This window comes from Methylobacter sp. (assembly GCF_004322395.1).
Classification (GTDB): domain Bacteria; phylum Pseudomonadota; class Gammaproteobacteria; order Methylococcales; family Methylomonadaceae; genus Methylobacter_A.
This window is the reverse complement of record NZ_SCTW01000091.1, coordinates 1-11642: the sequence shown is the minus strand read 5'-3', so window position 1 is coordinate 11642 and position 11642 is coordinate 1. Positions and strand designations below refer to the sequence as shown.

General features: G+C 46.6%; 11 protein-coding genes. 9 read left to right on the top strand and 2 right to left on the bottom strand.

The window, feature by feature from the left end:
- The first annotated feature begins 23 nt into the window (after positions 1-23).
- Positions 24-1166, top strand: coding sequence for an AI-2E family transporter (locus tag EPO18_RS12460; RefSeq protein WP_292433700.1), 1143 nt, complete (start codon positions 24-26; stop codon positions 1164-1166).
- 122 nt (positions 1167-1288) lie between these two features.
- Here EPO18_RS12460 and EPO18_RS12455 read toward each other — a convergent pair whose 3' ends face one another.
- Entirely contained in the window at positions 1289-1678 is a 390-nt protein-coding gene (locus EPO18_RS12455; protein ID WP_292433699.1) for a gamma-glutamyltransferase, read from the bottom strand.
- Between the two features lie 103 nt (positions 1679-1781).
- Here EPO18_RS12455 and EPO18_RS20715 point away from each other — a divergent pair, with 103 nt between their 5' ends.
- From EPO18_RS20715 to EPO18_RS12425, 6 genes are all read left to right on the top strand, one after another.
- Entirely contained in the window at positions 1782-2000 is a 219-nt protein-coding gene (locus EPO18_RS20715; protein ID WP_363331505.1) for a DUF2934 domain-containing protein, read from the top strand.
- 70 nt (positions 2001-2070) lie between these two features.
- Entirely contained in the window at positions 2071-2571 is a 501-nt protein-coding gene (locus tag EPO18_RS12445; RefSeq protein WP_292433698.1) for an Hsp20/alpha crystallin family protein, read from the top strand.
- Between the two features lie 252 nt (positions 2572-2823).
- The gene (locus EPO18_RS12440; RefSeq protein WP_292433697.1) at positions 2824-3432 is read left to right on the top strand and encodes an Hsp20/alpha crystallin family protein; all 609 of its coding nucleotides are present in this window, start codon (positions 2824-2826) and stop codon (positions 3430-3432) included.
- Between the two features lie 61 nt (positions 3433-3493).
- The gene (gene htpX / locus EPO18_RS12435; RefSeq protein ID WP_292433696.1) at positions 3494-4369 is read left to right on the top strand and encodes a protease HtpX; all 876 of its coding nucleotides are present in this window, start codon (positions 3494-3496) and stop codon (positions 4367-4369) included.
- A 23-nt stretch (positions 4370-4392) separates the two neighbouring features.
- Positions 4393-4785, top strand: a complete 393-nt coding sequence (locus tag EPO18_RS12430; RefSeq protein ID WP_292433695.1) for a DUF2934 domain-containing protein — start codon at positions 4393-4395, stop codon at positions 4783-4785.
- A 197-nt stretch (positions 4786-4982) separates the two neighbouring features.
- Positions 4983-6227, top strand: coding sequence for an aminotransferase class I/II-fold pyridoxal phosphate-dependent enzyme (locus tag EPO18_RS12425; protein ID WP_292433694.1), 1245 nt, complete (start codon positions 4983-4985; stop codon positions 6225-6227).
- A gap of 527 nt (positions 6228-6754) precedes the next feature.
- Here the strand turns inward: EPO18_RS12425 and EPO18_RS12420 are convergent.
- Positions 6755-7225, bottom strand: a complete 471-nt coding sequence (locus EPO18_RS12420) for a YbhB/YbcL family Raf kinase inhibitor-like protein (RefSeq protein WP_472850895.1) — start codon at positions 7223-7225, stop codon at positions 6755-6757.
- A 489-nt stretch (positions 7226-7714) separates the two neighbouring features.
- Here EPO18_RS12420 and EPO18_RS12415 point away from each other — a divergent pair, with 489 nt between their 5' ends.
- Positions 7715-8461: a protein-L-isoaspartate(D-aspartate) O-methyltransferase gene (locus tag EPO18_RS12415; protein WP_292433692.1), complete on the top strand. Its 747-nt coding sequence runs from the start codon at positions 7715-7717 to the stop codon at positions 8459-8461.
- Positions 8462-8474: 13 nt separating this feature from the next.
- On the top strand, positions 8475-10901 hold the full coding sequence (locus tag EPO18_RS12410) for a spermine/spermidine synthase domain-containing protein (RefSeq protein ID WP_292433691.1): 2427 nt from the start codon (positions 8475-8477) through the stop codon (positions 10899-10901).
- The last annotated feature ends 741 nt before the right edge of the window (positions 10902-11642 follow it).

Below are 11642 nucleotides of genomic sequence, written 5' to 3'. Positions count from 1 at the left end.
AATGAGAAATTGGAGCATCAGTTATGAACAACGAAAAAAATTCGTTACCCGATAAGGCGCAGGAAAAGCTTATCTCGCGCAGAGTGCTCGATTTATTCATACGCGCCGGATTGATCGTTTTTTTGGTAGTTTATTGCTATCAAATATTCCAACCTTTTATCGGCTTGATGTTATGGTCGCTGATATTGGCCGTGGCCTTGTATCCCCTTCATACCTTGATCGCCCGCAAGATGCGTAATAGGGATGGCTATGCCGCAACGTTCTTGGTGCTGGTGATAGTGTTGATCGTATTCACCCCCACCACCTTATTGGTTTTTTCCTTCGCGGATTCATCCACTGAGTTAGTGAAACAAGTCCAAAGCGGAACCTTGCAAGTGCCTGCGCCCCCTGAATCTGTCGCCCAATGGCCGGTCGTGGGCAAGAATCTATATACGCTATGGTCGTCTGCGCATACCGACCTTGGCGGCGTGATAGCGAAATACGAACCCAAAATTAGCGTAATCACCAAACAAATTCTGGGCTATACCGCCAGCGCCGGAAAAGCTATTTTGATGTTTTTGGCCGCCTTAGTGCTTTCCGGGATATGGATGGCCTATGGCTTATCCGGCCATGCGGCGGCCAAGGACATTGCCAAGCGGATGGCAGGGCCCGAGGAAGGGGAAGTCTTGGTCGCGCTTTCGACGGCGACCATCCGGGCCGTGGCGCAGGGCGTCATCGGCATTGCCTGCGTTCAATCCCTTTTATTGGGGGCCGGGTTTATCTTGGTGGGCATTCCCGCCGCGGGTATTTGGGCTTTGTTGGTCTTGTTGCTTGGCATAATGCAAATCCCTGCCATCCTTATTGCACTGCCGACCATCATTTATGTGTTTTCCACTAATGATTCCACCGCAGTGGCGGTGATGTATGCTGTTTATACTCTGGTTGCCGGTATGGCTGACAATATCCTCAAACCCTTGGTGTTAGGCCGTGGCGTGGACGCCCCAATGCCGGTGATTTTATTGGGTGCGTTAGGCGGCATGGCTACCGGTGGAATTATCGGTTTGTTTCTGGGTTCGGTGATGTTGGCTTTGGGATACCAATTGTTTATGGCTTGGGTGTATCGTGAAACTGAAGAAGAAAATGTCGGGGAAGTCCTAGTAATTAGTCATGTTGAACCGAAACGATAGAATAGGGTTCAATCTATGGTAAGACTATCGGCTTGCGATCAATGAGGTAAGGCTTTTCCAGCCGAACCGGCGCGCAACTTGGCGCGAAGACTGAAATTTCACTATATCCCCAAGCACGGCAGCTAGTTGAATAGTGCGGAAATTGAACTGGCCGTATTGTCAAACATGTGCTTGTCGCGATGTATTTCTGACAAAGGTTCAACAACCGCCAACGTCGCGCTGACAGCGACGGCCGCATCGAAAACATTCCCGCCTTTATCTAATATTTCAAAACCGGCCGCTGTCGCCAAAGGATGCGCACCGGCAATTGCAGCCTTGGTTCCATCGGCATAAACCGCTGAGATTCCAAAAACTGCCGATAGCAGAAATACCGCACAATATTTTTTAACATTGTCCTCTCCGATCAGCTTAATTTGTTCTATTGAACCACATTTGCAAGAACATGCCAGCTTGATGCACAGCTGATTTTTTAGGGTTATCAATAAAGTTATAACGTTAGATAGATTAACCATTAGGTGTTTACACCAATAGTCTTTGTTATTTTTCTCTTTAGAATAATGGGTGGTTATTTTTTTATATATGGCTCAAAAAAGCGATACTTGAATGAGGTAAAAAATGGCGACAACTATTAAAAGTGAGACGAAAAAGCCTAGTACCGTTAAAAAAGTTAAGGAAAAAACGGCAAATCCTGACAAAGACAGTTCACCAATATGCCTTCCTGATCGTGATTGCAAAATTGCTGAATCGGCTTATTACAAGGCTGAAAGCAGGGGGTTTGCACCAGGTAACGAGCTTGAAGACTGGCTTGAGGCGGAACGGGAGTTTTTGCTGTAATCATGCAGCCTGATATAAATCTCAATGCGCTGTCAGGCTGATACTTTTAATTAATTTGCTGGAGAAATTTATGGCAGACCCAAATAAAGAAATAGATACATCAAGAAAAGGTTCTGAATTAATGTCCAAAAGTCCGCTCGGCGGTTTGATGTCATTTGATGAGTTTGATAACTTTTTTGATGATTTTCTTTCACGCAGATGGCCTCGTTTACTGGATTGGAATATGCCTTCGCTATCATCGGAAACAGGATTTCCACGAGTTGATATCCTTGACCGCGACAATGACATAGAAGTTCAAGCTGCGTTGCCGGGCGTTAAAAAAGAAAATCTGGAGGTATCGGTTACCAACCAAGCTATTACTATCCGCACTTCCACCAAGGAAGAGAAAAAGGAAGAAGAAAAAGGCAAATATTTTCGCCGTGAAATAACTCAAGGCGAATTTCAGCGCACCGTGTCTTTGCCCGACAATGTTGATGGCGAAAAAGCAAACGCTTCGTTCAAAGACGGCATATTGAAAGTGACTATTCCAAAAACCGAAAAAAGCAAGCGCAGAAATATCGAAATTCGTTAGTCTGTAAGCTGAAGTCTATTGAGCGCAAGAGAAAACCGGCGTTTCCGGGCAATGGACAACAAGCTGGAAACGCCCTGCACTAAAATTGGTTGGCCTTATGCCTGTTCCAAAACACACATTTAAGCTCCACGCATCCGCCAAGTTCAAAGGATGCGCAGCCCATAATATTAAATACCGAACGCTATGATTAATACTTATAAACATAATTGAAACGACCGATTTCAACCGGTAATTTGCTCCCGGAGAAAGTGAATGAAGAATGAAGCCATTGCCGCAATAGCGGCCGTCTTAGTGATTATTCTGGGAATACAGACTTACACGATGTTTCGGCTGAATGACCGGCTCAATCAACTTAGTGGATTTTATAGTCAGACAGGCGATTCTCAAACCAAGACACAGCATTCGCCAAAACCCGATCTTTCTCCATCCAATAAGGGCGATGACTTTCTTAAGGGGATCCCGTGGAATCCTTATGCGGAAATGCGGCACATGCAAAATGAAATGGAACAAATGTTCGATGATTCGTTTTCGCGTTTTCATATGAAAACCCCTAATGGCAGTTTAAACAAAACGCCGGATGTGGATTTACAGGAAAAAGCCGATCGCTATATTGTGACTGTTAATGCGCCCGGCGCCGATGAATCGTCAATAGATGTAAAGTTGGAAGATCAAGTCTTGCGTATTTCAATTAAAACAGAACAGGCAAAGGATGAAGCTGATGATAAAGGCGAATACCAGTACCGGGAGCGTTTCGTCGGCCAATTTCAAAGGGCATTAACTTTACCGGGGCCTGCCAACGCGGCCAAAATGATAACCGAATACCATAGCGGTGTGTTGACCATTACGATTCCAAAAGCATAGCTTCAAGCTATCTCGTTTGCCCAACACTGATAACTTCACTTGATAAAGCAGGTTTAAGCCAATGATGCGAATTTTTCTTTTTCTGGCGACCAATGTCGCAATAATGGTGGTAATCAGTATTGTGTTTAGCCTTCTCGGCTTAAGTGGCACTTTGGATAAGCAGGGCATAAATATCGACCTTAACGCGTTACTGATTATGTCGGCAATTATCGGCATGACCGGCTCGGTCATTTCGCTGGCCTTGTCGAAGTGGACGGCAAAACAAACTATGGGCGTTCAAGTTATCGACCAACCGCAAAACCAGACCGAACAATGGTTAAATGCTATGGTAGCCAGACATGCTCAAAAAGCCGGCATCGACATGCCGGAAGTGGGGATTTTCGAGGCTCCCGAAGCCAATGCTTTCGCTACAGGGATGAACAGAAACAGCGCCTTGGTAGCAGTTAGCACCGGTTTGCTGCAACGCATGAGCAACGATGAGATTGAAGCCGTAATCGGCCATGAAATCACTCATGTCGCGAATGGCGATATGGTTACGATGGCCTTGATGCAGGGCGTAGTAAATACGTTCGTTTACTTCTTTGCCAGTATCATCGGCTATGTGGTTGACCGCGTTGTCCTTCAAAACGAGCGAGGTCAAGGTGCGGGTTATTTCCTTGCCCAGATGGTCGCGCAAATCGCCTTAGGGTTTTTAGCCACTATGCTGGTTATGTGGTTTTCGCGTTACCGGGAATTTAAAGCGGATGCCGGCGGAGCCAAGTTGGCCGGACGCGGAAAAATGATCGGCGCACTTCGCGCCTTGCAACGCGAATACGAACCGCAAGACCTGCCAGGACAGCTGGCGGCTTTCGGCATTAACGGCGGCGGTGTAAAAAGCTTGTTCATGAGCCACCCGCCCTTGGAAGATCGTATCGCGGCACTGCAAAATATCAGTTGAGGTAAGCAACATGATTTCAATCAATGCTAAGCCACGCCGTAAAGTCTCTTAATCGGCATCAATGGATTTCAGAAGCTGCTTACTACAAAGCACTAGCCAGAAAATTTGAACCCGGCAAAGAATTAACCGACTGGTTAGAGGCTGAAATTGACTATTACAATATGTTAATAGATCTTTATATTTCCATTTTGGAAGAAGACGGAGAAATGACGGTTTTAGGTTTGCAACAGCTGGCGCAGTTTATCGGCATTCAAAATCCGGAGGATATACTGTTGAAAACAGAACTTGTAGGCGCAATCCAGAGTGCTGCCGGCCATACCCCCTGCTTCCGTTCTAAAATAAGTATGCTTTGCGAAGAAATAAAGTGTAAATGGAGAGCCGAATGCCGGAAATTGATTGCAGTATGGTTTTGCTAAATTTTATTGTTTCCATATTCCGCGTCTCGCACGGTAGTGCCTCAATAAGTGCTGATCCGGCACGCCTTCCCATAAGTTTTGTAAGCATGAACTATTAAGTCAAGGTTAAGCTGCGGCAGTTACATTATCTGAACATTACTGCTGTTTTTTATCACTCATTTCGACTTTTACCTGAATCATTCAATCAGAAATACCTTATGGAATCTCAACCGGGCTGGTTAACCACCATTGATAGGATAGTCAATAGGGGCTTAAGCCATGGATTAGTACAGCGCACAACTGAAGACGAAGTTTTCAATGGACGAACCATCTGTTTAAACGGCAGGCATGTGCTGAATTTTGCGCTATGCAGTTACTTGGGTTTGGAACTGGACTCCCGGCTCAAACAAGGAACTATCGATGCAGCGACCCGCTACGGCACCCAGTTCGCCATATCGAGAGCCTACATGTCAGCAACGCCTTATACGGAACTGGAAGCGCAATTTGAGGAATTATTCGGGGGACACGTACTGGCAACTCCGACCACGACACTCGGACATATCGCCGCTTTGCCGGTACTCATTCAAAAAGGCGATGCGATTATCGTCGATCAGATGGCTCACAACAGTATGCAAACAGCTGCAAAGCTGGTGCAGGCGGAAGGGGTTCTTGTCGAAACGCTGCTTCACGCCAACCTGGAGTTGCTTGAGGAACGCATCAACGTGTTGAGCAAGCAATTTCGCCATGTCTGGTACCTGACCGATGGCGTTTACAGCATGTTTGGAGATCTGGCTCCGGTACATGAATTAGGGAACCTGTTAAACCGCTACGAGCAACTGCATCTATATTTTGACGATGCGCATGGCATGAGCTGGATAGGCAAACATGGCCGAGGGTATGTTCTCGATTGCTTGCCTATTCAAGAAAGGATGGTTGTTGCGACATCCTTATGCAAGGCTTACGCTGCCGGCGGTGGGGCACTGATCTTTCCAAACGCTCAGATGCATCGACAGGTTAAAAACTGCGGAGGGCCGATGATTTTTTCAGGCCCTATTCAACCTCCGATGCTTGGCGCAGCCCTTGCTTCGGCTCGTATTCATCTCTCACCCGAAATTGACAGTCTGCAACAGGAACTGCAAGATCGCATCGCTCTGTGCAATCGTTTGCTTAAAACATACGATATACCTGTAGCATGCAGTTCGCAGTCGCCTATTTTTTACATCAAGTTAGGATTTCCCGATGTTGCAGGCGAAATGGCCAAACATCTGCTTGATGACGGCTTTTATACTAACCATGCCGTTTATCCGGCAGTCTCCCGGCGTAAATCGGGCATCCGGTTTACTCTGACGCGGCATCTCTCGGCTGAAGATATTCATGGTCTGATCGAAGCAATCGCCCGTAATCTTCCAAAGGTTCTGAAAACAAAGTCCAGAAAGGGAACAGGGAAATGTGTTTCTTCATAATTGATGTTACGCATTCCACAAAAGGCTGTTAAACATTTTCCGTAGGGCGTGCCGTGCGCGCCTTAAGGGTTCTAAGGTACACACGGCATGCCCCTACCGCACCAGTCCAGAACAAATGCATCAACTTAAGCTAAGCACTGTACGATGCTTTAACAGGAGTGCAAGCTTTGCCTACAGGGACAGATATTTGCTCCTCGGCAACTGCTCCTGCGTTGCTCTACTACAGGCCTTCCATGGCCTTATGCAATATCTGCATTCACCACATCCCTGTGGATTATGTAGATAAGGGGCGTGAGCACGACTGCAAGGATGCAGGAGGTACGACCCCAAGGATGGGGGAGGTAGAATCGCGTCGGGAACAGCGATCGAGAGCACCAACAGTAGGCGCTTTAAGCGACGCAGGGAGCAGTTGCCGACGACTGCATGGAAGCAGGAGGTAGAGCAACGCAGGAGCTGTTGCCGAGGAGCGAAAGCTTTGCTTGCCACATCGCATGACTTGCAGGCGAAGCCTGTACTCCATCCTTTAGCTAGTGCTGATAAGTTCCAATCAGTTCTGCCTGTCCAATAATATGCCCCTCCATCGCTCTTTCAAGCTGGGATTTATTCGGCTGATGCAGGTCAGGCAGTTCAATGTTTAATGCGTAGAGTTTATAAAAATATCTATGCCGTCCAATGGGCGGACACGAGCCGCGATAACCCGTTTGTTTCCAGTCGTTTTTGCCTTGTTGAGTGCCTGCCGGTAAATCCTTTTCGGTAATGGCTCGCGGTAATTCTGAAACACTCGGCGGAATGTTATAGAGCAGCCAGTGCACCCAAGTCATTTTGGGTTTAGCAGGGTCCGGCGCATCGGGGTCGTCAACGATCAACACCAGGCTTTTGGTGTCTTGCGGAAGTCCTGACCAGCTTAAAGCAGGCGAACTGTCCTTGCCGTCACAAGTAAAAGCTTTGGGGATTTCTCCCTGATGGACAAAGTCCGGTGATTGGAGAGTCAGGGTCATTTTTTGTTCTCCTTCAGCTAAGACGGCTGTAGTAAAAAAGATGCTGAAAACTAAACAAATTAAGCAAGTAAAAATTGGCTGTTTTATTGAATTCATTGATCACCTCAAAGATAAGATTTACCGGTTCCCAATCTCCAGAGACTGTGAAAGTGTTATTAAAAGCAGGTTAAAAAAAATTATTCACTATGAAGGCACGAAGAACGCGAAGTTTTCAGTGCGTTGAATTAAAAAAATTATTTTTCTTCGTGTCCTTCGTGCCTTCGTGGTGATTCTTTAATTTGTTTTCTAGAAATCGATACTTTCACTGTCTCTTGAGCTTGGAAACTAACTACGATCCAACTCTACAAATTCGTGTTTATTTTTAAACCATAAACCAATCCAAACTGTCTGACAATTGTAGAAAAGACCTACAGACAAACAACTTTTCATTGGTTTAAACTCCAAACCCTACAGCCGATTCTTGCTCTATAAAATCAGGAGGTTGTGATCATGAAAAGAGTAAAACATCTTGTTTTTTGGCTTGTGGTCATCGGCGTTGTTTTGCTGTTGTTTTCCAGCCATGTCATAGCTGAAGATGATTTTCATCGGCAACGGTATGCATTGGTAAACATTATCAAGGCCGAGGTGAGGGAGACCCGCGAGTTCCTGAATCAGGAATCGCTTGATAAGCAGGTAAGCGATGCCCTGGAAAAGGTGCCTAGGCATGAGTTTGTACCGGACGATGAGCGTCCCTATGCATATCTCAACAGACCGCTGTCTATCGGTTTTGGACAAACCATTTCCCAGCCCTATATCGTTGCGATCATGACTGATCTGCTTAAGCTGAAAAAAACCGATCGGGTGCTGGAAGTCGGCACCGGTTCGGGGTATCAGGCGGCCATTCTCGCCGAGCTTGCCGATAGCGTATACACCATAGAGATTATTGAACCGTTGGCTATACGCGCGGCAGCCAACCTTAAACGAGCCGGTTACAATGCCGTTCATACCAGAACCGGCGATGGTTATTACGGCTGGGAAGAAGCGGCGCCTTTTGACGGCATTGTCGTTACTGCCGTTGCGAGCCATATACCGCCGCCGCTGATTAAACAGCTAAAACCCGGCGGGCGCATGGTCATCCCGGTCGGTGCTCAGTTTATGACGCAGTACCTGGTTTTGGTGACTAAAGATGTTGACGGGAAAGTCACCGCTCGCCAAACCCTGCCGGTCAGTTTTGTCCCGCTTACCGGCAAGCATTGATGGAGTATTAATCATGAAGCCGCGCTTATCGCTATTGGCCGCTGTCGCCATTATCTCGGCCTCCGCCTTGGCCTATGAAGTTTTACTGATGCGCCTGTTTTCGATTATCCAGTGGCACCACTTCGCTTACATGATAATCAGTCTGGCGCTATTGGGTTACGGCATTAGCGGCGTAATCCTGGCGCTGAACCGCGAGCGGTTAGTGCAATTATTCCCGCCTTTGATAATAACCAATATGTTGCTGTTCAGCTGCTCAGCCCCGATGTGTTTTTTGCTGGCCCAGCACATTCCTTTTAATCCGGCGGAAATGTTATGGACGCCGGTACAACTGCTGAATTTATGCGGTATTTACCTGATTTTGGCGTTACCTTTCTTTTTCGCGGCCAACGTCGTCGGTTTGTCTCTTTATCACTATAAAAACCAAGTGTCGTCGATTTACGCAGCCGACTTGTCCGGCGCAGGCATAGGTAGTGTCGGCATTATTTTGCTGCTATCCATGCTATTTCCGGAAAAGATATTAACTGCGCTGATGTTATCGGGAGTAATCGCGGCGCTGCTGGTGTCGATTTATGCGTTTCACGATTCAAAACGTTGGGCCGTACTATGCGTTATCATCGGGTTGGCGGCTATACTGGTGCCGTCAGGTTCGATAGCGCTGAAAATCTCGCCGTATAAAAGCTTGAACCAATTACTGCAAGTACCCGGTACAAAAATCATAGATCGATATTCCAGTCCGCTGGGTTTGATCGACGTAGTAAAAAGCGAGATTACCCCGCTGCGCCATGCGCCCGGCCTAAGCCTTAATGCTATCGCAGAACCGCCGGAACAGCTTGCAGTATTTACCGATGCGGACAATATGACCGCAATCACCCGCTATAACGGCAAGCCTGAAACGGTCGGCTATCTCGATCAAACTACATCCGCCCTGCCCTTTCATTTAAAACAACTCTCCGGCATCCTGATTCTCGGGGCCGGAACCGGCAGCGATATTTTGCAGGCAAACTATCATGCCGTTAATGACATTGATGCTGTTGAACTAAACCCGCAAATCGTCGACCTGGTTCAGCGGAAATATGCCGATTTTGCAGGTTATCTTTATTCCAGCGCCCATGTTAATATCCATATCGATGAAGCCCGCGGCTACCTTGCAGCAACCGATAAAACCTATGACCTGATCAACATCCCATTGCTCGATGCGTTTGGCTCATCGGCCGCAGGCCTTTATTCAATGGCTGAAAACTACCTTTACACCGAGCAGTCCATACGCGAATATTTGCGCCATGTAAGACCGAACGGTTATCTCAGCATTACCCGCTGGATTAAAATTCCGCCGCGCGACGAACCCAAACTATTGGCTACCGTTATTAATGCGCTTAAAGATGCCAATGTCAGGCAGCCCGGCCAACGGATACTTATGATACGCGGCTGGCAAACCAGCACTTTAATAGCAAAAAACGGCATCATATCGGCCGAAGAAATCAGCCGCTTAAAACAGTTCTGCGATGAACGCGGCTTCGATCCGGTTTACTATCCCGGCATATCGGAATCGGAAGTCAACCGCTTTAATGTCCAGCAGCAGCCTTATCTGTACCAGGCCGCAGTAGCTTTATTGAGCGATAGGAGCCAAGCGTTTATCGATGCTTATAAATTCAATATCGAAGCTGCAACTGATGATAAGCCTTACCTGTTCCATTTTTTTAAATGGCGAACCTTGCCCGAAATTTTGTCGCTATTGGGTACCGGTGGAAGCTTTTTGCTGGAAAGCGGCTACTTATTATTAATCGCAGCCTTAATACAGGCGATACTCGCCAGTCTATTGTTGATAGCACTGCCGCTGTGGCTATGGAAAAGTAAGCTGGGCATCGAACCCGGATCGGGGAACCATCTGCCTATGCTGGTATATTTTTTCTGCTTGGGCTTGGGATTTTTGTTTATCGAAATCGCCTTTATCCAAAAATTCATCCTGATTCTGCATCATCCGCTTTATGCGATTACCGTGGTGCTAAGTACATTTTTATTAACTGCGGGGGCCGGCAGTTATTTCTCGACAAGGCTATCGCAAAGCGCTGAAAAATCGGCGTTTATGTTGCCTATGGCAACCATTGCACTGCTCAGCATCGTTTACAGTTTAGGGTTTGAGTATATCGCCGGATTTTTACTTAAAACGGGGAGTCTAAGTCATTACCTGTTTTCGATAGTCTTGATAGCCCCGCTGGGTTTTTGCATGGGTATGCCGTTTCCGATGGCACTGGCTAAAATCAGCCAAACTAATCCGGCGTTGATACCCTGGGCCTGGGGCATTAACGGCTGCGCCTCGGTGATCAGCGCGATACTGGCAACCCTGATTGCAATGCAGTTCGGCTTTACCGTGTTGATCTTTCTGGCGGTGGTTTTATATGGAATTGCGGCTTGGTGTTTTCCAAAGTTGACACAAGCGTAAAACCAGTTGTTTAACCTCACAAATTAACAAACAGCCGCCCCGATTTTTGCTAGGGAAAAGAGTTTACTTAGGAACATGCATAAATTAATTTAAGCAATTACCATGAAGAGCATGAAGGCCATGAAGACTAAATCCTTCATGGCCTTCATGCTCTTCATGGTTTAAAAATAAAACTTGCTCAAGTTATTTCATGCACGTTCCTTAATTCTGAAAAAAGATACCAATACTACCATGCAGATTGTCGGCAAGATGGTGTTTTGACATAATAGCCGTAGCTGACTATCTGTTATTAAATCCCAAAAGAGCATTGATACCATTAAAGTACCGGATACTCACTTATGCCCTGTTCGCGCTGGGCTAGTTTGGTAATGCCACCCTCGGAAACGCCGGTACCGATCTTCAATAACAAAATGAATCTCCTTATTGGTGCAGCTTTTTGCATCTGCTCGGCTGAAAGCGCCTGAATGTCAAAAATTTTGATCCCTCAGTGAGCCGCAATGAATGACTTGTCCAGGCTTAATAGCCTGTTTGGCATATTATCCAGCATAGAAAATCTGATTTTTCACCCATATTTAAACTTAGGAATAGAAAATGGATATACCCCGCATAATTAAAACCAACATTTGCATCCTCGCCTTGATCGCGCTGGGATTTAGCCCGTTGGTTTATGCTCAGGCCTTACAAAAGCCGGAAAGCCAACGCTGTAGTAACGATGTGCTGCGTGATATAGGAAAACTCTAC

Coding starts and splice junctions, on each gene's coding strand:
- EPO18_RS12415 (WP_292433692.1), top strand. CDS start 7,715: ATGAAAAGAGTAAAACATCTTGTTTTTTGGCTTGTGGTCATCGGCGTT.
- EPO18_RS12420 (WP_472850895.1), bottom strand. CDS start 7,225: ATGACCCTGACTCTCCAATCACCGGACTTTGTCCATCAGGGAGAAATC.
- EPO18_RS12445 (WP_292433698.1), top strand. CDS start 2,071: ATGGCAGACCCAAATAAAGAAATAGATACATCAAGAAAAGGTTCTGAA.
- htpX (WP_292433696.1), top strand. CDS start 3,494: ATGATGCGAATTTTTCTTTTTCTGGCGACCAATGTCGCAATAATGGTG.
- EPO18_RS20715 (WP_363331505.1), top strand. CDS start 1,782: ATGGCGACAACTATTAAAAGTGAGACGAAAAAGCCTAGTACCGTTAAA.
- EPO18_RS12460 (WP_292433700.1), top strand. CDS start 24: ATGAACAACGAAAAAAATTCGTTACCCGATAAGGCGCAGGAAAAGCTT.
- EPO18_RS12430 (WP_292433695.1), top strand. CDS start 4,393: ATGCTAAGCCACGCCGTAAAGTCTCTTAATCGGCATCAATGGATTTCA.
- EPO18_RS12440 (WP_292433697.1), top strand. CDS start 2,824: ATGAAGAATGAAGCCATTGCCGCAATAGCGGCCGTCTTAGTGATTATT.
- EPO18_RS12425 (WP_292433694.1), top strand. CDS start 4,983: ATGGAATCTCAACCGGGCTGGTTAACCACCATTGATAGGATAGTCAAT.
- EPO18_RS12455 (WP_292433699.1), bottom strand. CDS start 1,678: ATGGTTAATCTATCTAACGTTATAACTTTATTGATAACCCTAAAAAAT.
- EPO18_RS12410 (WP_292433691.1), top strand. CDS start 8,475: ATGAAGCCGCGCTTATCGCTATTGGCCGCTGTCGCCATTATCTCGGCC.